General features: G+C 67.5%; 21 protein-coding genes and 1 pseudogene. 9 read left to right on the forward strand and 13 right to left on the reverse strand.

Going from position 1 to position 20,291, the window contains the following annotated elements; genetic code table 11:
* Window positions 1-4 precede the first annotated feature (4 nt).
* Window positions 5-466 carry a DNA methylase gene (locus tag RTW82_RS18135; protein WP_316925925.1) on the reverse strand — a complete coding sequence of 154 codons (462 nt, stop codon included), beginning with the start codon at window positions 464-466 and terminating at the stop codon, window positions 5-7.
* Between the two features lie 161 nt (window positions 467-627).
* Here RTW82_RS18135 and RTW82_RS18140 point away from each other — a divergent pair, with 161 nt between their 5' ends.
* Window positions 628-933, forward strand: coding sequence for a hypothetical protein (locus RTW82_RS18140; RefSeq protein ID WP_316925926.1), 306 nt, complete (start codon window positions 628-630; stop codon window positions 931-933).
* A 6-nt stretch (window positions 934-939) separates the two neighbouring features.
* Here the strand turns inward: RTW82_RS18140 and RTW82_RS18145 are convergent, their stop codons facing one another.
* Window positions 940-1,254, reverse strand: coding sequence for a hypothetical protein (locus RTW82_RS18145; RefSeq protein WP_316925927.1), 315 nt, complete (start codon window positions 1,252-1,254; stop codon window positions 940-942).
* A 100-nt stretch (window positions 1,255-1,354) separates the two neighbouring features.
* A complete protein-coding gene (locus RTW82_RS18150; protein ID WP_316925928.1) occupies window positions 1,355-1,588 on the reverse strand; it encodes a hypothetical protein in 234 nt (77 codons plus the stop codon).
* Between the two features lie 124 nt (window positions 1,589-1,712).
* On the opposite strand from RTW82_RS18150, the gene galU reads away from it, so the two are divergent.
* Window positions 1,713-2,609, forward strand: a complete 897-nt coding sequence (galU, locus tag RTW82_RS18155; protein ID WP_316925929.1) for a UTP--glucose-1-phosphate uridylyltransferase GalU — start codon at window positions 1,713-1,715, stop codon at window positions 2,607-2,609.
* Between the two features lie 28 nt (window positions 2,610-2,637).
* Here the strand turns inward: galU and RTW82_RS18160 are convergent, their stop codons facing one another.
* From RTW82_RS18160 to RTW82_RS18175, 4 genes are read right to left on the reverse strand one after another with little or no spacing between them, the layout of a single operon-like run.
* Window positions 2,638-2,889: a carbon storage regulator gene (locus RTW82_RS18160; RefSeq protein ID WP_184490186.1), complete on the reverse strand. Its 252-nt coding sequence runs from the start codon at window positions 2,887-2,889 to the stop codon at window positions 2,638-2,640.
* On the reverse strand, window positions 2,886-3,032 hold the full coding sequence (locus RTW82_RS18165) for a hypothetical protein (protein WP_316925930.1): 147 nt from the start codon (window positions 3,030-3,032) through the stop codon (window positions 2,886-2,888). The genes RTW82_RS18160 and RTW82_RS18165 overlap by 4 nt, the downstream gene beginning before the upstream one ends.
* Before the next feature lie 24 nt (window positions 3,033-3,056).
* The gene (locus RTW82_RS18170; RefSeq protein ID WP_316925931.1) at window positions 3,057-4,022 is read right to left on the reverse strand and encodes a class I SAM-dependent methyltransferase; all 966 of its coding nucleotides are present in this window, start codon (window positions 4,020-4,022) and stop codon (window positions 3,057-3,059) included.
* A 10-nt stretch (window positions 4,023-4,032) separates the two neighbouring features.
* The gene (locus RTW82_RS18175; RefSeq protein ID WP_316925932.1) at window positions 4,033-5,445 is read right to left on the reverse strand and encodes an iron-containing redox enzyme family protein; all 1,413 of its coding nucleotides are present in this window, start codon (window positions 5,443-5,445) and stop codon (window positions 4,033-4,035) included.
* A gap of 194 nt (window positions 5,446-5,639) precedes the next feature.
* Here RTW82_RS18175 and RTW82_RS18180 point away from each other — a divergent pair, with 194 nt between their 5' ends.
* Window positions 5,640-6,785: a carboxylate-amine ligase gene (locus tag RTW82_RS18180; protein ID WP_316925933.1), complete on the forward strand. Its 1,146-nt coding sequence runs from the start codon at window positions 5,640-5,642 to the stop codon at window positions 6,783-6,785.
* A gap of 49 nt (window positions 6,786-6,834) precedes the next feature.
* Here RTW82_RS18180 and RTW82_RS18185 read toward each other — a convergent pair.
* Window positions 6,835-6,990 (reverse strand): annotated as a pseudogene (locus tag RTW82_RS18185) (general stress protein); the annotation flags it as partial.
* Between the two features lie 304 nt (window positions 6,991-7,294).
* On the opposite strand from RTW82_RS18185, the gene RTW82_RS18190 reads away from it, so the two are divergent.
* Window positions 7,295-7,519 carry a PLD nuclease N-terminal domain-containing protein gene (locus tag RTW82_RS18190; protein ID WP_316925934.1) on the forward strand — a complete coding sequence of 75 codons (225 nt, stop codon included), beginning with the start codon at window positions 7,295-7,297 and terminating at the stop codon, window positions 7,517-7,519.
* A gap of 317 nt (window positions 7,520-7,836) precedes the next feature.
* Here the strand turns inward: RTW82_RS18190 and RTW82_RS18195 are convergent, their stop codons facing one another.
* Together RTW82_RS18195 and RTW82_RS18200 are read right to left on the reverse strand one after the other, a co-directional pair.
* A complete protein-coding gene (locus tag RTW82_RS18195) occupies window positions 7,837-8,334 on the reverse strand; it encodes a Bro-N domain-containing protein (protein WP_316925935.1) in 498 nt (165 codons plus the stop codon).
* Window positions 8,335-8,647: 313 nt separating this feature from the next.
* Window positions 8,648-11,224, reverse strand: coding sequence for a PAS domain S-box protein (locus RTW82_RS18200; RefSeq protein WP_316925936.1), 2,577 nt, complete (start codon window positions 11,222-11,224; stop codon window positions 8,648-8,650).
* A gap of 184 nt (window positions 11,225-11,408) precedes the next feature.
* Here RTW82_RS18200 and RTW82_RS18205 point away from each other — a divergent pair, with 184 nt between their 5' ends.
* Window positions 11,409-11,621, forward strand: coding sequence for a hypothetical protein (locus RTW82_RS18205; protein ID WP_316925937.1), 213 nt, complete (start codon window positions 11,409-11,411; stop codon window positions 11,619-11,621).
* Window positions 11,622-11,645: 24 nt separating this feature from the next.
* Here RTW82_RS18205 and RTW82_RS18210 read toward each other — a convergent pair whose 3' ends face one another.
* Together RTW82_RS18210 and RTW82_RS18215 are read right to left on the reverse strand one after the other, a co-directional pair.
* A complete protein-coding gene (locus tag RTW82_RS18210) occupies window positions 11,646-12,686 on the reverse strand; it encodes a sensor domain-containing diguanylate cyclase (protein ID WP_316925938.1) in 1,041 nt (346 codons plus the stop codon).
* Window positions 12,687-13,245: 559 nt separating this feature from the next.
* A complete protein-coding gene (locus RTW82_RS18215) occupies window positions 13,246-13,908 on the reverse strand; it encodes a M24 family metallopeptidase (RefSeq protein WP_316925939.1) in 663 nt (220 codons plus the stop codon).
* 208 nt (window positions 13,909-14,116) lie between these two features.
* On the opposite strand from RTW82_RS18215, the gene RTW82_RS18220 reads away from it, so the two are divergent.
* On the forward strand, window positions 14,117-15,034 hold the full coding sequence (locus RTW82_RS18220; RefSeq protein ID WP_316925940.1) for a bestrophin family protein: 918 nt from the start codon (window positions 14,117-14,119) through the stop codon (window positions 15,032-15,034).
* Between the two features lie 25 nt (window positions 15,035-15,059).
* Here RTW82_RS18220 and RTW82_RS18225 read toward each other — a convergent pair whose 3' ends face one another.
* Complete coding sequence (locus RTW82_RS18225) at window positions 15,060-15,398, reverse strand: carboxymuconolactone decarboxylase family protein (protein WP_316925941.1); 339 nt, start codon at window positions 15,396-15,398, stop codon at window positions 15,060-15,062.
* 113 nt (window positions 15,399-15,511) lie between these two features.
* Here RTW82_RS18225 and RTW82_RS18230 point away from each other — a divergent pair, with 113 nt between their 5' ends.
* The 3 genes from RTW82_RS18230 (at window position 15,512) to katG (ending at window position 20,132) form a co-directional block, all read left to right on the forward strand.
* Window positions 15,512-16,423 carry an AraC family transcriptional regulator gene (locus tag RTW82_RS18230; RefSeq protein WP_316925942.1) on the forward strand — a complete coding sequence of 304 codons (912 nt, stop codon included), beginning with the start codon at window positions 15,512-15,514 and terminating at the stop codon, window positions 16,421-16,423.
* A gap of 283 nt (window positions 16,424-16,706) precedes the next feature.
* Window positions 16,707-17,525, forward strand: coding sequence for an alpha/beta hydrolase (locus RTW82_RS18235; RefSeq protein WP_316925943.1), 819 nt, complete (start codon window positions 16,707-16,709; stop codon window positions 17,523-17,525).
* 342 nt (window positions 17,526-17,867) lie between these two features.
* Window positions 17,868-20,132 (forward strand): catalase/peroxidase HPI, encoded by a 2,265-nt coding sequence (gene katG, locus RTW82_RS18240; RefSeq protein WP_316925944.1) that lies wholly within the window; start codon window positions 17,868-17,870, stop codon window positions 20,130-20,132.
* The last annotated feature ends 159 nt before the right edge of the window (window positions 20,133-20,291 follow it).

Raw genomic sequence — 20,291 nt, forward strand, 5'->3', positions numbered from 1 at the left:
CGGCTCAACCGTGCCGGGCCGCCCTGCCGAACAGCGCAGGGCCGGCCTCGCGCATGAAGATCTCCACGGTCTTCGGCCCGATCCCCTCGAACGCCAGCAGCCGCTTCTCGCACTCGGCCCGGTCGGCGCTGCGCTCGACCAGGGTGCCGAGGCGGTCGCCGTATTCGTTGTGCAGCTTGCCGCACAGCTTGAGCAGGCGCTCGGCGGTGGAATTGTCGTAGCGCACGTAGTGCGCCTGGCCGAGCATCCGCACCAGCTCGGCGTGGCTGCACTGGCCCAGCTTGCGCGGTGTATCGCGCCCGTGCTCCTCGACTATCACCCGATAGGCCTGCACGGCGATGGCCTGCTGGATGGGCTTGCCGAACAGGAAGCTGGCGATCAGCCATTTGAACAGGGCGCTTTCCTCGGCGCGGGCCAGTGCCTGGTCCAGGCCGAGCTGGTGGGCGGTGATGCGTTGGGTCGCCATGGCGGTTACCTCGTCCGGGGGGCTTTTCTGGTCTGTCCGGCCTTCCGCTGAAACGTTCAGGGAATCCGCCTCGCCGGCACCTGCGTGGGGCCAGGGCGAAATCTGCAACTCGGGCCGCTTCCCGCGTGTCACTGATGAAACACCTGCGCTCAGGAAGCCCCATGCGAACGCTCACCCGCCAGGACCTGGCCGGGCTGGAACTGGCTCTGGAAATAGTCGCCGCCCCGCATTCACGGGGGGAAGAACCGCTGCAGGCGTTGCGGCGGCTGATTGCACGAGCCCGCGCAAGCGGCGAGGGCAGTGCCGCGGAGACGGAATTGCAAAGGCTGGCCGAGCAATTGCGGGAGGCGGGGGCGGTAACGGAGGTGGTCGGTGGCACCGACCCCTTCGACGCGGGCATCGGCGCCGCCCTGAAACTGATAGAACGGCGGCTGGAGGAGCTGCGCGCGCTCCAGCCGCCGCCGTGAGCGACGTTACGGCGCGGGCTGTTCCGGCTGCGATGCCTCCGCCTCGCGCTTCTGGCGGTAGTAGGGCTGCGGGCGGGAAAACGCTATCGGCTGTAGCCCCGCTCGATCATCCCGCAGCAGGCTGATGTCCAGAATCTCCAACCCGCAGCTGGCGAGCCAGACCACTGCGGACAGGTTGCCGAGCGGCCTGGGGGGCTTGTCGCCGAAGGCGTGTTCCACCACACAGCGGGCAGCCGTCTTGTGGTTGGGCAGATGGCCCGAGCGAATGGTGACCGACTTCTCCTGACCTTCAGCGTTGCGGTAGCTGATGAGCCAATCCATATCTCCTCCTGATTGCAATGACCCACGGGAAGGGGCGGACAGCGCTATAGAGCGGAGTGGCCAGGAGAATGTTTCAGCAAAAAAACAGACGAACCGACGATCAGGATTTCGCCTCGGCCACCTTGGCCAGCTCGTGCTCGATGCTATCGGTGATGCGCTGGATGATCTGGCTGTATTCCTCGCCCTCCACCAGCTCGCACAGCTGCATCGCCGCCGCCATGCCGATGGCCACGGAGTAGGAAATCTGCCGGGCAGGGAAGGGGCCGCCGCGCTGGGAGTCGAGGGTGGCCTGGATCGCGTCGTTGAGACGGTTCTTCATCTCGTCCTGGGTCATGGCGTTCTCCGCTGGCTGGGAAAAACAAGCATAGACCGCGCCCGCGCTCAGCCCATTCTCCTTGAACCGAGCGGCGATGCCGGCAGTCAGCATCTCACTGCACCCATACCAAGGAGATGCCCCGATGATCAGGAAATGCCTGTTCCCCGCCGCCGGCTATGGCACGCGCTTTCTGCCCGCCACCAAGTCGATGCCCAAGGAGATGCTCCCGGTGGTGGACACGCCGCTGATCCAGTACGGCGTCGAGGAGGCGCTGGCGGCTGGGCTGCACCAGATCGCCATGGTCACCGGGCGCGGCAAGCGCTCGCTGGAGGACCACTTCGACATCAGCTACGAGCTGGAGCAGCAGATCAGCAACACCGACAAGGAGCGGGCCCTGGGCGGCATTCGCCGGCTGATCAGTGAATGCACCTTCTCCTATACCCGCCAGGTGGAAATGAAGGGGCTGGGCCACGCCATCCTCTGCGGCCGCCCACTGATCGGTGATGAGGCCTTCGCCGTGGTCCTGGCCGACGACCTGTGCCTCAACCCTGGCGGTGATGGCGTGCTCGCGCAGATGGTCCAGCTGTACAACAAGTTCCGCTGCTCCATCGTCGCCATCGAAGAGGTGCCCTGGGAGGAGACCGGCAAGTACGGCATCATCGTCGGCGATGCCCTGCGCGACGACCTGGTGCGGGTCGAGCGCATGGTGGAGAAACCCAAACCGGAGGATGCGCCCTCCAACCTGGCCATTATCGGCCGCTACATCCTCACGCCGGACATCTTCGAACACATCGAGCGCACTGCACCGGGCAAGGGCGGCGAAATCCAGATCACCGACGCGCTCATGGAGCAGGCCCGGCAGGGGTGCGTGCTGGCCTACCGCTTCAAGGGGCGGCGCTTCGACTGTGGCTCGGCGGAAGGGTACGTAGAGGCGACCAACTTCTGTTTCGAGAACCTCCATGGCCACAAGCGCGCGGCGAAGGCTGCCGAACCCGCGGCCAACGAACACCTGCCCGTGCAGGTCGAAGTGCCCGCCTGAGTCCAGGGCGCCCGCTGCGGTTCGCCCGTCAGGGTTCGCGGGCGCCCGTGGCCTTGCGCTGCTCGGCTTCCAGCGCCTGCTGGATGCGCCGGTAGATTTCCTCGCGGTGCACCGGTACGGAGCGCGGCGCGCCGATGGCCATCTTCACCGAGAAGCCGCGGATCTCGGTGATGGTGATCACCACATCGTTGCCGATGTGGAACTGCTGGTCCTTCTCACAGGTGATGATGCGCGTCCGGCCCTCGGCAGCCTGCTCGGGCGGTACCGGGGCGGGCGTCATTGCGGGTCCTCCGAGCCGTCGTCGCCCTGAATGTTCGGGTCGTCCGGGTGCACCTCGGCATCGTCCTCGGGCCGCCGCTCGACGGCGGAGCCGGGGTCTTCGTTGCCGGGGTCGTTGATGGGATCGTCTTCGTCCTTGTGCATGGCGTGGTCCTCGTCGTGGGGCACTCAGCCATTGGCCGGGCGCGTCAGCTCCAGCACCACCGCAGCGATGCGGTCGGCCTGGGCATAAAGGGGGTTGTCCAGTTCCTCGCCGAACACGTCCGGGTCCATTTCCCGGTAGCGCCACGGCCAGGCATGGGCGTCGAGCAGCGGCTGGAAACTGTCGCGAAACGGGTCGCGGCCACCGAACATCGCCACCCCCGTGTACAGCAGCAGCGAGCCGCCGGGGGCGAGGCGTTCCAGCGCGGCCTCGATGATCGCCTGCGAGAGTCCGGCGCCATGCTCGCCGCCGCCGTGGCGATAGGCGCGCTCCGCCGGGTCCAGCATGTAGGGCGGGTTGGCGATGATCAGGTCGAGCGCCCCGTCCACCTGGTGCAGCAGGTCGCTGTGCCGCGGGATCAGGTTCGCCGCGCCGGCCAGCCGCGCATTGACGGCGGTGCAGGTCAGCGCGCGGTCGTTGATGTCCAGGGCCAGGACCTCCGCCTGGGGCTTGGCCAATGCCGCCAGCAGGGCGCCCGGGCCGGCGCCGCAGCCGATGTCGGCGATCCGCAGGGCGGTGCGCGTTTCGCCCGCCAGGTGCTGGTGCAGGGCCTGGGCGAAGCGGTAGGTATCGGGGCCGAAGAACACCGCGTCGGCGTCGGTGGTCGGGTAGCGCGAATGCACGAACAGGTGGCCGTCGAGGCTGGACCAGCGGACGCGGCTGGACCACAGCTCGCCCTGGGCTTCCAGAGCGTCCGCGTCGCGCAGCAAGGCGAACAGCTCATCGCCCACCAGCGACTCCCGGAAGGGGCGGCTCCAGCCGAAGACGTCCTCCAGGGTGCGCGCTTCCCGGTTGCCCGGCCGCGCATTGACGCGCTGGTGCGACAGCGGGGTGATGGTGGTGAAGCGGTAGCCGCGCTTGGCCAGCAACTGGCCCAGGCGCAGCAGCGGGTGGTCGGCCGCCACGCCGAGGTGATCCAGGGGGTAATACAAGGTGCGCTCCTCAGCGGGTCAGTTCGGAGAACAGCCGGGTGGCGAGCAGCCCGGCCGGCGTCCAGTGGGTGGCGGGGCCCTGCAGCTCGATCAGCCGCGCTTCGTAACGGGCTTCGTCGAGCCGCTGCAGCTCGTCCAGCAGTTGGCGCTGCTCGGGGTTTTCCCGGGGTTGCAGCGAGGGGCGCTGGCGCTCCTGGGAGGGCAGGTGCGGCTGCCGGTGGCGGCTGCGGAACACGCCATTGAGGGACAGCGCGCCCGTGCCGGGGCGCTCCCAGGTGCCGGCGATCCAGTCATGCAGCAGTTGCTGCTCGTAGAGCGAGAACACGCCGAACATCGCCGCGCGCTCACCTTGCACCAGCTGCCAGAAGCGGCTCTCGGCGGGGTCGTGGTGGCGGCGTATCCAGCCCCGGCGTTGCAGCGCCGAGAGGAAGCCGGCGATGCCTTCGTCGGCGGCGAGCCACTGGTTGACGGTGCGCCCTTCGATGCGGCAGTAGTCGGAGTGCACCTGCCCGGCGACGCTGCGCTTGCGCTCGAACATCTCCAGCAGCTCGCGCTCCAGGTCGAAGTCGGCGATCACCGCGCGGGAGCCCAGGCCCAGGTCGTTGAGGCGATAGCCGAGGCTGACGCGGCGGTAGAAGTCCTCGGCGTCGGCCACCAGCGGGTGGTTGCCCAGCACCGCCTGCACGGCCCTGTGCGCATGGCCGGTGGCGCTGTTGTCGATGGTCACGTGGAGCTGGAAGTAGTACGGGTCGATGTCCAGCTCGTCGAGCTCGAAGGCACTGATCAACAGGTGCAGCGGCAGCTGTTCGTAGCCCAGGTTGTAGCCGATGACCTCGGGCAGGAACTCCTCGGCCAGGGCGCCGAGCGCGAGCTGGGTGGCGCCCTGCAGGTAGTGCGCATCGCCCAGCCCGGTGAGGTCGTCGCAGCCGTGGCTGGCGAGCAGGCGGCGGTACAGCAGCACATGGTTCTGCGCGGCCACGCCATCGCCCAGCTCCTCGAGAAAGGTGCGCACCAGCGGGGTGAAGCGGGTGTCGCGCCAGTGGCGCAGGGTGCCATGGAGCCAGGCGCCATCCACCAGCTTGGTGGGCGCTACGCCACGGAGGAAGTACAGCGCATGGGCGCGGTCGCCGAAGTAGCGGCGGCCCGCACCGTTGCGGCGCTCTTCCAGGTAAGCCGCGTATTGGTGGGTGACCTGGGCGGCGTTGCGGCGGGACCAGGCCGCCAGGTCGGCGGGCTCGCTCGGCAGGTCGCAAGGCAGCGCGGCGGCCTGCCGCAGTTGTTCGTGAAGGAAGGCCCGCGCATCGTCCAGGTTGTCCGCAGGCTGTTGCAGCAGCTCCTGATACAGGCGCTGGGCGGGGCCGAGCGGGGCCATGGCCAGGGGCACATCGGCCTGGGTGGTATCGACTGGGCTGAGAACGGACATCGGCAGTTTCTCCGGAACGGGCAGGACCTCGCGAAGCGGGCGCTTCGCTGCTCTCGTACGGGCGCTTTTGCACCTCTTGGTTGTGAGGGGGCCAGGCCGGAAAAGATTCCGACTTAATTCGCCAGGCGAAACGACTGGAACCGGGCAGGGGCGACGGGCGTCCTCTTGGGATGCATCACTGAAGGAGAATGCTGATGGCAACCGATTCGCCGGGTGGCTTCGGGATAGAAGAGGAGTACTTCATCACCGACCTCGCGACGCGCGGGCTGGCCCGGCGCTCGGTGCAACGCTACGTCGACGCCTGCCGGGAAGCGCTGGGCGAGCGGCTGGCGACCGAGATGTTCACCACCCAGATCGAGATCGCCACACCGGTGCTGTACCGCCTGGACGAGGCCCGCGACTGCCTGGCTGGTGTACGCGCCACGCTCGACGCGCTGGGGCGCCCGCACGGGCTGGGTATCCTCGCGGTGGGCACCCATCCCCTGGGCGGCTGGCGCCAGCAGAGGAGCAGCGCGCCGGCCCGTTACCAGCAACTGTTCGACGATCATCAACTGGTGGCCAGGCGCAGCGTGGTGTCCGGCCTGCACGTGCACGTGGGTATCGCCGAGGGGCTGGACCGCATCCGGGTGATGAACCGGGTCACGCCCTGGCTGCCCTTGCTGCTGGTGCTCAGCGCCTCCTCGCCGTTCTGGGAGGGGCGCCCATCCGGGTTGCTGAGCTATCGCCAGGCGGCCTGCGGGGAATGGCCGCGCATGGGCATACCCGATCACTTCACCGACGAGGCGGCCTATGACGATTACCGGCGGTTGCTCCTGGGCTCCGGGCTGATCCGCACCGAGGCCGATGTCTGGTGGGCGCTGCGGCCTTCCGCGCGCTTCCCCACGCTGGAGCTGCGCATCGCCGATGCCTGCCCGCGGCTGGATGACGTGCTGTGCATCGCCGGGCTGTTCCGCGCCATGGTGGCGGTCGCCTCCCAGGGCGACGAGCCCCATTGGGTGAGCGACCCGCTGACGCGCCTGATCACCCGTGAGAACCATTGGCAGGCCATGCGCCATGGCCGCCACGGGCGCTTCGTCGACCCGCACACGCGTGTCGTCACCGGTTTCGGGGCCTGGCTGGAGTCGGTGCTCGGGCAGGTCGGCGAACAGGCGCGGGCCGTGGGCGACGAGGCGGCGCTGAGCCGGGCGCGATGGTTGGCCGAGGTGGGCAGCGGGGCGGAGTTCCAGCTTGGGTTCTATCAGCGCAGGAGAGGCGAGGGGCGGAGCGGACGGCAGGCCCTGGCGGACCTGGTGGATGCGTTGCGGCGGCAGATGGGCCTGGAAGGTGGCGAGGCGGATTGAGGTCCAGCCCCGGCTTCGCCTGAGCGAAGCCCGGGCTGCGTACTACGACTTACGCGTTACGGTTGCCACCGCTGCTCTGGCCGCCTTTGCGGCCCGCTTCGGAGGCTTTCTCGCGGTCATTGGCGAAGTTGTTGCCGCCGCTGCTCTGGCCACCCTTGCGGCCGGCTTCGGAGGCTTTTTCACGGTCGTTGCTGAAGTTGCCGGGGTTCTTGTTGCTCATGATGGTGCTCCTTTCAGGCAGGCCGGGATTGGCCCTACCTGAACTCTGAACGGAGCCCGGCGGAATTGTTCGCCTCGCCTCGCGCTTCGCTAAGCGATTGATCGACAAACGGTTTTCGTGATGACTCGGCGATGGCGCGGTGATGTTCACGCGGTGGCGAAGGCCCACCCTGGTGGCTTTTCAGGGCTCGATTCCCTGAACCTGTGGGGTGGCAGGCTCTTCCAATGTTGCAAGGGGGAGCGCTGTGTGCGGCGGCTCCCCGTCATCGCCACCAGCGGAGGAGACAATCATGTCCGCACCCTTTTCCTATTTCTGGATCGCCATGGCGGCGATCCTGATCCTGCTCGATATCTGGGCCATCATCAGCGTCTTCCGCAGCGACAAGAGCGTGGGCACCAAGGCGCTCTGGGCCCTGGGCATCTCGCTGTTCCCCATACTCGGCCTGGTCTACTGGGGCATCGCCGGGCCACGGGGCGTGGTGGAGGGGCCGTCGTCGCCGGAGCACAGCAAGTAGCCTGAACCTATCGAGCCGGCCCGCCCTCCCACTAAAGGTGTGACCTTCACCTCTTCATCCACCCGGGTTTTCACTTGGCCCAGGTGGATTTTTTTTGGCTATGCCTGGATGTGCGCATCACCACCGCGTATGCGCCGCGGCTGGCGGCTTTCGTAGGATGGTGTAGAGCGAAGCGAAACCCATGGCTGGGCGTTCCAGGAATCCAGAAAGACGCTTCAAGCACTGTTCTTGAGCCTTTTCATTGAATTCACAACAGCGAACGCAGACAGAGCCATTTTTCTCCCACCTGCAGGCATAGCCCGGGTGCGCCCCTGCCGTCAGCGCAGGCGCTTCCAGCTCGGTTCATCGCTCAGTGCGGGGTCATCGTGGGCGGCGAGGAACACCGGCAGGTCGCCCCGGGCGATCCACAGTTCGCCCTGCCACTTCAAGGCGTTCACCGGGTGTTCGGCCCACACCATGTAGGCCCGCCGTGGCGTGGCCTCGTCATCGCGGTACTGGTCATACAGGGTGGGTACCACCTCTTCGCTGAGCCAGCGGCTGATGCCGCGATGCTCGGGGTGGTTGAAGCGATACAGCAGGCGATAGGCACCGGCCTCGCTGATGGCCAGCACCTCCTCGCGGCCACCGCTGGCGTGGCGCAGCACCACGACACGGCGCTGGTGCGGGTCCACCAGGCGGGTCATGCGGTAGGGGCGCAGGGCGCCGATCAGGCGGGCGAAATCGTGGGCGACGAACCAAGGCTGGTTGTCGACCATCACGATGCGCAACTGGTGGTTGTGGCGTTGGAAAACGATGGGGATGGATGCGTCATGCATGGTGGAGCTCCAGTATGAGTTGGAAGACTGCCACCAACGTCGTCAAACATTAGGGTGGCAGACCGCGCAGGGTTGACGAACCGGCATACTGGAAACCGGCAGACCCGCGAGGGTCTCCCTGCGCGATCTGCCATAGAGCAGAGCAGCTAAAAACTGCATGCGCGCCGATGCCTGCAAAAAACGTCCGCCGTTTTTCGCATGCGCCTTGGCTACGCATTCGCGCCAGTATGTTCGGGTCGTCAAACCCGGCCGCGGGATTGACCGCGACCGGCGCAGGATAGGGAGCGAAGCGGAGGAGGGCAAGGGGCCGGGGTCAGCCGGCCGCCTCCACCAGCCGGGCGAGGCGCTCGGCCAGCTCCGCGCGGCGGAAGGGTTTGCTCAGCACCTCGGTACCCTGGAGTTGCGCCGAGGTGAGGGTGGCGAAGCCGGTGATGATCAGTGCCGGCAGGGCGATCTTGCGCTGGCGCAATTCCTCGACGAGCTGGGCGCCGGTCTGGTCGACCATGATGTGGTCGGTGACCAGCACATCCGGCAGCGGGCCCTGTTCGATGATGCGCAACGCGGCGCTGGCCGAATCGGCTTCGGTCACCTGGTAGCCTAGGTCCTGCAGTTGCAGGGCGACGGTCTGGCGGACCATCTCCTCGTCGTCCACCAGCAGCACATGGGTGGGTTTCTGTGGCGCTGGCGCGGCGTCGGCGAGGGGCGTCTCGTGGCTGCTCTGCTCGGCGCTGATGGGCAGCCACAAGGTCACCCGTGTGCCCTTGCCGGCTTCGGAGCCGATCGTGATACCGCCACCGGATTGCGCGGCCAGCCCCTGCACCATCGACAGGCCGAGCCCAGTGCCCTTGCCCACGCCCTTGGTGGTGAAGAAGGGCTCCAGGCAGCGGTCGAGGGTGACTTCGTCCATGCCGCTGCCGGTATCGCTGACGCTCAGGCTGACGTAGCGGCCCTCGGCGAGGCCCGACACCCGGCCGGCGGGCACGGTGTCCAGCGCTGCGGCGAGGGTCAGCTGGCCACGGCCCTCCATGGCGTCGCGGGCGTTGACCGCGAGGTTGAGGATGGCCAGTTCGAGCTGGTGCGGGTCGACCACCACGGCCGGCAGGCGGCCGGGGATGTTCACCTCGACGTCTATCATCGGCCCCAGCGAGCGCTCGATGAGTTCGCGCATGTCGTTGACCAGCACGCTCAGGGCCACCGCCCGGGGGTTGAGCGTCTGCCGGCGGGCGAAGGTCAGCAGCCGGGCCACCAGCACCCGCGCGCGGTCGGAGGCCTGCAGGGCGCTGTCGATGAGGGTGCGACTGCGCTCGTCATCCACGCGCCGGCGCACCAGTTCCAGCGAGGCCATGATCGGTGTCAGCAGGTTGTTGAAGTCGTGGGCGATGCCGCCCGTGAGCTGGCCGATGGTTTCCATCTTGCGGGCTTCGTGCAGTTGCGCCAGCGCCGTTTCGCGCTGCGCGACCATGGCCGTGACGCGGGCCTCCAGGCCCTCGTTCAGCTCCCGCAGCTGCGCCTCGGCCTGGATGCGCGAGCTGATGTCCATGCACACGCAGAGCATGCTGTTGACGCTGCCCTGCTCATCCACCAGGGGGGTGATCTGGCTGTGCACCCAGGCCGGTTCGCCGTCGGGGCGGGTGTAGCGCTCGGTCATCTCGAAGGGCGAGTCGGCGTCGAGGGGGTGCAGGTGCAGGTGCGCGGAGGGGCTTTCCGGGTGGGCGATTTCCTGCAGGCTCAGGCCGAGCAGGGCTTCGCGCGGGCGGCCGACGATCTGGCAATAGCGGTCGTTGACCAGGGTGAAGTGCCACGTGCGGTCGTACACGGCAATGCCGGCGCTGGCCTGGTCGAACATGGCCGATATCTGCGCCGAGCTGGCGTGCAGGGCGCGTTCGGCACGAGCGTGGCTGATCAGCATCCAGGCCAGCTTGGCGGTTTCTTCCACCAGCCGGCGTTCCTGTTCGGAAAACACATGGGGGTGCGCGTGGTGGATGACCAGCATCGCCTCCAGTTGCTCATGGCGCAGCACCGGTACGTGGAGCGTGGCGGCCAGGCCAAGCTCGTGGGCCAGTGCCCTTTCGCCGGGGCCCAGGCCGGAGTCCTGGTGGAGGTCGTCGCGCGCGACGCTTTCGCCCGCCTGCAGCGAGGCCAGCAGGTGGGCGCCGAAATTGCGGTAGCGGTGGTGGCCGGCGGCGGAGCGGGCGTCGCGGAGGTATTCATGGCGCACGCTGAAGGTCTGCCCGTCGCCGTTGTCCTCGCCGAACAGCACCCGCGCTGCGCCCAGCTCTTCGCCGAGGCGGCGCGCGGTGAGGATGGCGATGCGCTCGGGATCGGTGATCGAGGGCAGGGTGCGGCCCAGTTCGAGGAGGAAGGCCTGGCGGTGCTCGAAGCGCACCCGTTCGGTGGTCTCGTTGACGATGCACAGCACGCCGCCCACCGCGCCATCCTCCTCGCGCACCGCCGAGTAGGAGACGTCGAAGTACACGGTCTCGCCGTGGCCGTGGCGCTCGATGTAGAAGGGGCGGTCCTTGGCGTGAAAGGTCTCGCCGGTCTCCCGCACGCCGCGCAACAGGGGTTCGAGGTCGTCCCAGAGCTCGCTCCAGTTTTCCTGCGCCGGGCGGCCCAGGGCCCGTGGGTGCTTGGTGCCGATGCTCGGCGCGTAGGCGTCGTTGTACAGCGCCACGTAGTCAGGGCCCCAGAACAGCACGATCTGCGCCTTGGCCGGCAGCACCATGGCCATCAGCGTCTTCAGCGCCGGGGTCCAGTCTTCGGGCGGGCCGAGCGGTGAGTCCTTGCAGTGGCCGTGTTGCAGCAGCGCAGCGATCTCGCCGCCGTTGCGCAGGAAGCCGGGGGTGGCCGGCAGGGCATTCTCGCGGGGGGTGTCTTGAGGCGATTCCATGTCGTGGGTCAGGTTCCGCGCGTGGGCTGGTCAACAACTATGAGCGGCGAAGTCGGCCAGGCGTTCAGTCCATCTGCGCCTGAAACGTGAGAAGAAAAGCAGCCGCGACGGCCGGCGGCAAGGCGGGGGAGCGGGGTTGCCCGACTGGTCTACCCTTTCCCTCTCTTGCAGAAGGACGAGACTGATGGAAGACATTCGCCACACCGCCGTGAACGACGCCCTCTGGGTGGCCCTGGAGGCCGTGCTGGCTGCCGCCGTGGACGCGGGGCTGGACCGCGAAAAGCTGGTTCGCGCGGCCAAGCGCGAAGCCGCCACCGGGCTGAGCGCCAATGCCGTGCAGGCGCCGGAGTTCATCGAACTGGCGGTGCTGCGCCGGCATATCGGCCCGAAGATCTGAGCGCCCACCGACGGGCGCCCAGGCTCAGTGCATGGTGGCGGCGTTGCGCTTGCGTTCCTGTTTGATGCGGTACATCTCGCGGTCGGCGCGCTTGATCGCTTCCTCCGCGTCGACGCCCTCGGGCAGCAGGGCCACCACGCCGGCGCTGGCACCGCAGTAGTCGATGCTGTTCTCGCCGCTCAAGGTGTAGTGCCCGACGGTGGCACTGGCCAGACGCTGTTGCAGGTGCGTGGCGGCACGGCTCATTTCGCTGGCCAGGTCCTGTTGCTCGCCACGCGGGCCCAGGGCCACGACGATGAACTCGTCCCCACCGGTGCGGCCGAGCATGTCGCTGGTGCGTAGGCCGTTCTGCAGGTTGGTGGCCACCTGGGTGAGGAACAGGTCCCCGGACTGGTGGCCGTGTTCGTCGTTGATGGCCTTGAAGCCATCCAGGTCCACCACCCCCACCAGCAGGTAGCGCTCCTCGCGCCGGGCCAGGGCCAGCAGGCGCGGAATCTCCGCGAGGATGGCGCGGCGGTTGTAGAGCCCCGTCAGTGCATCGGTCAGGGCCAGCCGGGCCAACTCCGCATTGGTGCTTTGCAACTGCTCCACGAGGATTTCCCGCTCCAGGGAAAAGCTCAGCAGGCCGGACATCAGCAACAGTGTCGGTTCCACTTCCGGCGCGCGCGCCATCTGGCTGGCGCTGGCCGCGCACACGGTGCCCAGCAGCCGACCGTCGCGGGCCCGCAGCGGAGCACTGACATAGGTGCGGATGCCCAGCGCCTTGGCCGCCTCGGAGTCCCCCCAGCATTCGGAGACATCGTCCGAATAAAGGCGGTTCTCATCGAGCGCGCGTTTGCACAGGGTGTCTCCCCAGGGCACGGCGAGCCCTTCGGGAATCTCCATATCCCCCGCGTTGCGGGCGAACTCCACCCGCTGGACGCCGGCATCGAGGTCGATGGTGGTGAGGTAGGTGGACTCCATCCCGGTGACCTTGCTGAGCAGTGTCAGCAACGGACGAGTGAGTTGCTCGACGGTCTTGGCGTCGGGAACGGTTTCAGAAAGCAGAGACAGTAGGTTTTCCATGCTGAACTTCACTGGCGCATGACGGCGAGAATTGTTGCTCAACCTCCTTCCCGGTGAGTAGCTCCGTAATGCCGCGGTCTTCGAATATGCAGATTAGTCGACTTTTCCAGCGGCTTCGCTTGGTGTCGACCAACGACAGAACCCGGCCTCGCGGCGGGCTCCCTGTGGGAGCGGCTTCAGCCGCGAAAGACTTGCCGCCGGCACTTGGCTGCGAGTGGCCGGAGGCTTAATCGCGAATGAACTCGCTCCCACGAGGTGGGCTGCGAGATCGTTTGGTGGATGAGAAGAGCGCCATCCACCCTACGCACCGGTCGGCGCCGTGGTGCGGGTTGGGCAGGGTGCCGTAGGTTGGCGCCGAGCGCAGCGAGGCCCAACGCAGCGATGTGTGGCCTCGCAGCGGCTTTCCCGTGGGAGCGGCTTCAGCCGCGAAGGACCCGCCGCCGGCACCCGGCTGCAAGTGGCCGGGTGTTCCATCGCGAATGAATTCCCACTTGGCTTCGTGGTTCGGGCTGGGCACGGCGCCGTAGGTTGGCGCCGAGCGCAGCGAGGCCCAACGGTGCTAGGCCAACAGGTCCTCGTAGAACGCACCGAAGGGCCGCTGCGGGTGGGCCAGCTGGATTTCCAGGATCCACAGGCCGACGTTGGGGCAAGCGGCGAAATCGCCCAGGTCGCCCGCGCGGTAGATGGCGTGGGGGAAGTCGCTGACGCGGTGGCCCTTGATGTCGAGGTTGAGCACCCAGCCCATGGCCTCGGCCTGTTCGGCGGCGTAGCGGTACAGCTCCTGGCCGGCCACCTGTTCTTCGCGCCAGTAGCGCTCGACCTGGTCGAAGAGGGTCTTGCAGGCGGCGGCACAGGCCAGCATCTCGGGGTCATTGCCGGTGGTGAAGGTGGCGCCGGCGTCGCCTTCATGGCCGTCCCACACCGCGCCCAGGTCGATGAAATAGATGTCGTGCTCGCCGAGTCGCAGGTCGCCGTCGGAGCGCTGCTTGAAGGTCTTCAGGGTATTGGCGCCGAAGCGGATCAGCAGCGGGTGCCAGATGCGCTGCATGCCCAGGTCGGTGAGCACCTGCTTGCCGAGGGCGGTGGCCTCGGATTCCAGCATGCCGGGGCGAATCAGCTCCGAGAGCTGTTCGATGGCGCGCCAGGTCATGCTCTGCGCGTACTTCATGGCGTCCAGGCTGTAGTGCTCGCCCACGGCTTCCTTCGCTGCTGATGCAGTCATTCTTGCCCTCCAAGGCTGTATCGGCACGGTACCGAAGCGCAGTATTAAATTTTATACAGCGATGCCGATCAATGCTCAGTTGCGAACGGCCGGAGCGGTACACTTTGCGTTGCCCGCACCTCGGGTGCTGCTGTGCGTCGCAGGCCAAACGGGGTCGCCAGGCTCTATAGTTGCGCCCATCCCCGCCGTACCTGCCGAGCCCTATCCGATGATCACGCGCCCCCAGAATCCTTCGATCCCGGTCCTGCTGTTCTCCCTCAAGGGGTCGATCATCCCGGCCATCTGGCGCAAGGTGCTGTTCACCGTGCTGATCAGCTCGGTGGTGGTGGCCACCCACGGCACGCTCTATCACTACAAGGTGATCCTCACCGCCACGCCCTTCACCCTCTGGGGGCTGACCCTGGCGATCTTCCTCGGCTTCAGGAACACCGTGGCCTACCAGCGCTTCTGGGAAGCGCGCACGCTGTGGGGCGAGCTGCTGATCGTCACCCGCAACCTGACCCGCCAGCTGCTGAGCCTGACCCCGACCATGGCGCCAACCGAGCGCCGCCGTCTGGTGGATGCGCTGGCCGCTTTCAGCCATGCGTTGCGCGACCACCTGCGTGGCGGTGGCGACGGTGCCGATATGCAGCGCCTGCTGGACGAGCCCACCCGTGCGCAACTGGCCGGCAAGGGCAACGTGCCCAGCGTGCTGCTGGGCCTGATCGGCCAGCGGGTGATGGCGGCGAGCCGCGAAGCGGGGGCGGGGGAGATGGTCCAGGCCACCCTCGACGAGCAGCTCTCACGGCTGTCGTACGTGCTGGGCGGTTGCGAGCGCATCAAGAACACGCCCATTCCCTATCCCTACATCCTCATGCTGCACCGCATCGTCCACGTGTACTGCTTCCTGCTGCCGTTCTGCCTGGTGGACGCCATCGGCTGGTTCACGCCCTTCGCGGTCTGCGTGCTGGCGTACACCTTCTTCGGCCTGGATGCCCTGGGCGACCAGATATCCGACCCCTTCGACACCCAGCCCAACGACCTGCCGCTGAACGCCATGTGCCGCAACATCGAGATCACGGTGCTGGAGCTGCTGGACGAGCCGGCGCCCGAGCCGGAGCAGCCGATCAAGGGCGTGCTGCTCTGACTCCGGCGTCGTTCAGCTACCGGCCTCAGGCCGTCTGCTCGAAAGCCTCCAGGGCACGCAGCGAGTAGATGTAGGCGGCACCGGCATTGAGCGAGATGGCGGTGGCCAGGGCCTGGGCCAGTTCGGCCTCGGTGGCGCCGGCCTTGCGTGCGGCCTCGGCGTGCACGCCGATGCAGCCGTCGCAGCGGGTGGTGACGGCCACGGCCATGGCGATCAGTTCACGGGTCTTGGCGTCGAGCGCGTCGCCATCGCTGGCGGCGGCGCCCAGGGCCTGGTAGGCGGCGAGCATCTTGGGATGGGACTTGCCGAGCTTGCCGAAGGCTTTTTTCACGGCGGGAACGTAGTCGGACCAGTTGAGCAGCATGGCGGTTTCTCCTAGTTTTGCACGGGGCCGGTGATCGGCCGGTGAGGAGAGTGTCCCGCCGGCGCGTTCCCGGCGTTTTGCATTCCTGCCCATCCCTTTGCCGAAACGTCCCAATGCATGCATTCGACCACCTGATCGACCTGGCCAACCTGCGTGGCGTGCTGGACCTGCGCTGCCAGCTGCACGGCAACTGGGCCCTGGACCACCCACGCCTGCCGGCGGGCCAGGCCAGCTACCACATCCTGCTGCGCGGCGAGTGCCGCCTGGAACTCGCCGGCCAGCCGCCCCGACGCCTGCGCGCGGGGGAGATCCTGCTGCTGCCGCGTAGCGACTCCCACCTGTTGCAGGCAGACCAGACGGGATGCGTGCGCACCCCGCCGCCGCCGTACCAAGAGCCCGGGCGCATCCCGCTGCTGCGCATCGGCCAGGGCGGGGAGGGCTTCGAGATGCTCTGCGGGCGCATCCACTACAGCCCGGGTGCGACCCTGCTGGAGGCACTGCCGGATGTGCTGGTGGTGCCGGCCGGGGAGGCCATGCAGGGCCGGCTGGCCGCCGTGGTGGAACTGATGCGCCTGGAAGCCGAAGGCGAGGAGGTGGCCAACCAGGCGATGGTCGATGGGCTGTCGGTGATCCTCTTCACCCTGGTGATGCGCGCCTACCTGGAGGAGCAGCGTGAATTGCCGGGAATCTTCGCTCTGCTGCGTGACCGGCGCCTGGGCAAGGCGGCGCTGGCGCTGCTGGCGGACCTCTCGCGGGAGTGGCCGGTGGAGGCCCTGGCGGCCGAGGCGAACATGTCCCGCTCCAGCTTCATGCGCAGCTTCACCCAGCTCGCCGGCACCTCGCCCGGCGCCCTGGTCACGCGCCTGCGCCTGGAGCGTGCGCAACAGTTGCTGCTGGGCACGGCGATGAGCATCGGCGCCATCGCCCTGGAGGTCGGCTACCCGAGCCAGGCCTCCTTCAGCCGCGTGTTCCGCCAGCACCTCGGCGAATCGCCCGCAGCGTTCAGGCAGCGCAAGCGTGGGTAAGCGGGCCTGGGGCCGCAGGGTATCTCCTGTGGGAGCGGCTTCAGCCGCGAAAGACCTCCAGTAGACACCCGGCTGGGAATGGCCGGATGCGCCATCACGAATGAACTCGCCCACGACGGGGATGGCAGCGGTGTTGTCTGGGGCACCTTCGCAGGGTGGCGTAGAGCGCAGCACACACGTGCAATCCCTCTGTTACCTGAGGAGGGGATAGTGCGGGCTTGAGCGGTTGCGCATAGCCCGCTCCAGCACCACCGATCCCAACAACGTTCAACTGGAGGTTTGCATGACCACGTTCGTGACCCGTGATGGCACCGAGCTCTATTACAAGGATTGGGGCAGCGGCAAGCCCGTGCTGTTCAGCCATGGCTGGCCGCTGGATGCCGACATGTGGGAATACCAGATGCAGTACCTGAGCAGCCGCGGCTACCGCACCATCGCCTTCGACCGCCGTGGCTTCGGTCGCTCCAGCCAGCCGTGGAATGGCTACGACTACGACACCTTCGCTGACGACATCGCCCAGCTGATCGAGCACCTGGACCTGCGTGACGTGACCCTGGTGGGCTTCTCCATGGGCGGTGGCGACGTCAGCCGCTATATCGGCCGCCACGGCACCGGCCGCGTCGCCAAGCTGGCGCTGCTGGGCGCGGTGACGCCGATCTTCGGCAAGACCGCCGACCACCCGCTGGGCGTCGACCAGGCGGTATTCGACGGCATCAAGACCGGCCTGCTGAAGGACCGCGCGCAGTTCATCGCCGACTTCGCCGCGCCGTTCTACGGCATCAACCACGGCCAGCAGGTTTCCCAGGGCGTGCTCACCCAGACCCTGAACATCGCCCTGCTGGCGTCGCTCAAGGGCACTATCGACTGCGTGACCGCCTTCGCCGGCACCGACTTCCGTGGCGACCTGGCCAAGGTCGATGTTCCCACCCTGGTGATCCATGGCGACGACGACCAGATCGTGCCTCTGGAAGCCACCGGCAAGCTGGCGGCGGAGCTGATCCCCGGTGCCGAGCTCAAGGTCTACGCCGGCGCACCCCATGGCTTTGCCGTGACCCACGCGGAGCAATTGAACGAAGACCTGCTGGCCTTCCTCGCGCAGTAGTTACACCGCTTCGAACATCGGCTCCGCGCCAGTAGGGCGTGGAGCCGATGAGCCTGATGGACCCGATCGGATGCTGGCGGCTGAAAGAGCCAGGCTATCGACCCCCAATGCTCGCTCTATTAGACCTCCGGTACAGGGGGTCTAGTCTTGATCTGGCGTTGGGCTTGGACCGACGCCAACTGATGAAGGGATAACAACAGAGTCCTGCTGCAACCGTGGTTGGAACACCCTGCCAGTCAGCGCTCCCGTGTGGCCGTGACGGCCTTGCGTCGGGTCCGCTCCTCGGTGTTCCGGCCTGCGCGGGTTGGGCAGATGGACCAACGCGACCCGAGGTGGATCAAAATGTCGACCGAATCGAAATGCCCGTTCAACCATGCCGCTGGCAGTGGCACCAGCAACCGTGACTGGTGGCCCAACCAGCTCAACCTGAAAATCCTCCACCAGCATTCCTCCCTGTCCGACCCCATGGACCCGGACTTCGACTACGCCAAGGCCTTCAAGAGCCTCGACTTCGCTGCGGTCAAGCGCGACCTGACCGCCCTGATGACCGACTCCCAGGACTGGTGGCCCGCCGACTTCGGCCACTACGGCCCGCTCTTCGTGCGCATGGCCTGGCACAGCGCCGGCACCTACCGCACCGGCGATGGCCGTGGCGGCGCCGGCACCGGCCAGCAACGCTTCGCCCCGCTCAATAGCTGGCCGGACAACGTCAGCCTGGACAAGGCGCGCCGGCTGATCTGGCCGATCAAGCAGAAGTACGGGCGCAACCTGTCCTGGGCGGACCTGATCGTCCTCACCGGCAACGTCGCCCTGGAATCCATGGGCTTCAAGACCTTCGGCTTCTCCGGCGGCCGCCCCGATGTGTGGGAGCCGGACGAGGACGTCTACTGGGGCACCGAGACCGTCTGGCTCGGCGGTGACGAGCGCTACGGCAACACCAAGGCGGTGCAGGAGCCGGGCGACGGCACCCTGGTGGCTGAACCCGAGAAGCATGCCCAGGAAGAGAGCCGCACCCACCAGGGCGAGCGCAACCTGGAGAACCCCCTGGCCGCCGTGCAGATGGGCCTGATCTACGTGAACCCGGAAGGCCCCGAAGGCAACCCGGACCCGCTCGCCTCGGCCAAGGACATCCGCGAGACCTTCGGCCGCATGGCGATGAACGACGAGGAAACCGTGGCGTTGATCGCCGGCGGTCACGCCTTCGGCAAGACCCACGGCGCCGGCCCGGCCGACAACGTCGGGCCCGAGCCCGAGGCGGCAGGCCTGGAAGAGCAGGGCCTGGGCTGGAAGAACGCCTTCGGCAGCGGCAAGGGCGGCGACACCATCACCAGCGGCCTGGAGGTGACCTGGACCTCGACCCCGGCGCGCTGGAGCAACGAGTACCTGGAGAACCTCTTCGGCTACGAGTGGGAACTGACCAAGAGCCCGGCCGGCGCCCACCAGTGGCGGCCCAAGGGCGGGGCGGGCGATGGCAAGATCCCCGACGCCCATGACCCGAGCAAGCGCCGCGCGCCGTCGATGCTCACGTCCGACCTGGCGCTGCGCTTCGACCCGATCTACGAGCCGATCTCGCGGCGCTTCCTGGCCAACCCGGACCAGCTCGCCGACGCCTTCGCCCGCGCCTGGTACAAGCTGATCCACCGTGACATGGGGCCGCTGTCCCGCTACCTGGGGCCGGAGCTGCCTGCCGAGGAACTGCTGTGGCAGGACCCGATCCCCGCCGTGAACCACCCGCTGGTCAACGATGCCGACGTCGCCGCGCTCAAGGCCAAGGTGCTGGGCTCGGGCCTGTCGGTGGCGCAGCTGGTGTCCACCGCCTGGGCGGCCGCGTCGAGCTTCCGGGGTTCGGACAAGCGCGGCGGTGCCAACGGCGGGCGCCTGCGCCTGGAGCCGCAACGTTCCTGGGAAGCCAACCAGCCCGAGCAGTTGAAGAACGTGCTGGCCATCCTCGAAAGCATCCAGGGCGAGTTCAACGGCGCCCAGGCCGGCGGCAAGAAGATCTCCCTCGCCGACCTCATCGTCCTGGCCGGCAGCGCTGGCGTGGAGCAAGCGGCGAAGAGCGCCGGGCACAGCATCACCGTGCCCTTTACGCCGGGGCGCATGGACGCCTCCCAGGAGCAGACGGATGTGGAATCCTTCGGCTTCCTGGAGCCCATCGCCGACGGCTTCCGCAACTACCTCAAGGGCCGCTACAGCGTTTCTGCTGAGCAGCTGCTGGTGGACAAGGCGCAGCTGCTGACCCTCTCGGCACCGGAGATGACCGTGCTGGTGGGCGGCCTGCGCGTGCTCGGGGCCAACGTCGGGCAGAGCAAACACGGCGTCTTCACCGATCGCCCCGGGGTGCTGAGCAACGACTTCTTCACCCACCTGCTGGACATGGGCGTGGAATGGAAGCCGGCCTCGGCCACCAGCTACGAGGGGCGCGACCGCAAGACCGGCCAGGTGAAATGGACCGGCACCCGTGTCGACCTGGTGTTCGGCTCCCACGCGCAACTGCGCGCCATCGCCGAGGTGTATGCCAGCGCCGACGGCAAGGACAAGTTCGTCAAGGACTTCGTCGCCGCCTGGACCAAGGTGATGAACCTCGACCGCTTCGACCTGCGCTGATCCACCCGCAAGGCTGAACCACGGCGCCTCCTTCGGGAGGCGTCGTGCATTCGGGGTGCGAGTGCCCGTCACTCGGTGCTGCATTCGACTCCGCCTGGTGGATGAAAAGAGCGTCATCCACCCTACACACCGGTCGGCTCCGTAGGGCGGGTGAAACCC

This window comes from Pseudomonas sp. zfem005, assembly GCF_032621735.1.
GTDB classification, from domain to species: domain Bacteria; phylum Pseudomonadota; class Gammaproteobacteria; order Pseudomonadales; family Pseudomonadaceae; genus Metapseudomonas; species Metapseudomonas solani.

What these genes read in the sequence shown, in the direction of transcription:
- RTW82_RS18200 (WP_316925936.1), bottom strand. Translation starts at nt 11,224, where the DNA reads ATGGAATCGCCTCAAGACACCCCCCGCGAGAATGCCCTGCCGGCCACC.
- RTW82_RS18190 (WP_316925934.1), top strand. Translation starts at nt 7,295, where the DNA reads ATGTCCGCACCCTTTTCCTATTTCTGGATCGCCATGGCGGCGATCCTG.
- RTW82_RS18165 (WP_316925930.1), bottom strand. Translation starts at nt 3,032, where the DNA reads ATGCACAAGGACGAAGACGATCCCATCAACGACCCCGGCAACGAAGAC.
- RTW82_RS18175 (WP_316925932.1), bottom strand. Translation starts at nt 5,445, where the DNA reads ATGTCCGTTCTCAGCCCAGTCGATACCACCCAGGCCGATGTGCCCCTG.
- RTW82_RS18140 (WP_316925926.1), top strand. Translation starts at nt 628, where the DNA reads ATGCGAACGCTCACCCGCCAGGACCTGGCCGGGCTGGAACTGGCTCTG.
- RTW82_RS18195 (WP_316925935.1), bottom strand. Translation starts at nt 8,334, where the DNA reads ATGCATGACGCATCCATCCCCATCGTTTTCCAACGCCACAACCACCAG.
- RTW82_RS18180 (WP_316925933.1), top strand. Translation starts at nt 5,640, where the DNA reads ATGGCAACCGATTCGCCGGGTGGCTTCGGGATAGAAGAGGAGTACTTC.
- RTW82_RS18150 (WP_316925928.1), bottom strand. Translation starts at nt 1,588, where the DNA reads ATGACCCAGGACGAGATGAAGAACCGTCTCAACGACGCGATCCAGGCC.
- katG (WP_316925944.1), top strand. Translation starts at nt 17,868, where the DNA reads ATGTCGACCGAATCGAAATGCCCGTTCAACCATGCCGCTGGCAGTGGC.
- RTW82_RS18160 (WP_184490186.1), bottom strand. Translation starts at nt 2,889, where the DNA reads ATGACGCCCGCCCCGGTACCGCCCGAGCAGGCTGCCGAGGGCCGGACG.
- RTW82_RS18225 (WP_316925941.1), bottom strand. Translation starts at nt 15,398, where the DNA reads ATGCTGCTCAACTGGTCCGACTACGTTCCCGCCGTGAAAAAAGCCTTC.
- RTW82_RS18215 (WP_316925939.1), bottom strand. Translation starts at nt 13,908, where the DNA reads ATGACTGCATCAGCAGCGAAGGAAGCCGTGGGCGAGCACTACAGCCTG.
- RTW82_RS18230 (WP_316925942.1), top strand. Translation starts at nt 15,512, where the DNA reads ATGCATGCATTCGACCACCTGATCGACCTGGCCAACCTGCGTGGCGTG.
- RTW82_RS18205 (WP_316925937.1), top strand. Translation starts at nt 11,409, where the DNA reads ATGGAAGACATTCGCCACACCGCCGTGAACGACGCCCTCTGGGTGGCC.
- RTW82_RS18135 (WP_316925925.1), bottom strand. Translation starts at nt 466, where the DNA reads ATGGCGACCCAACGCATCACCGCCCACCAGCTCGGCCTGGACCAGGCA.
- galU (WP_316925929.1), top strand. Translation starts at nt 1,713, where the DNA reads ATGATCAGGAAATGCCTGTTCCCCGCCGCCGGCTATGGCACGCGCTTT.
- RTW82_RS18235 (WP_316925943.1), top strand. Translation starts at nt 16,707, where the DNA reads ATGACCACGTTCGTGACCCGTGATGGCACCGAGCTCTATTACAAGGAT.
- RTW82_RS18220 (WP_316925940.1), top strand. Translation starts at nt 14,117, where the DNA reads ATGATCACGCGCCCCCAGAATCCTTCGATCCCGGTCCTGCTGTTCTCC.
- RTW82_RS18210 (WP_316925938.1), bottom strand. Translation starts at nt 12,686, where the DNA reads ATGGAAAACCTACTGTCTCTGCTTTCTGAAACCGTTCCCGACGCCAAG.
- RTW82_RS18145 (WP_316925927.1), bottom strand. Translation starts at nt 1,254, where the DNA reads ATGGATTGGCTCATCAGCTACCGCAACGCTGAAGGTCAGGAGAAGTCG.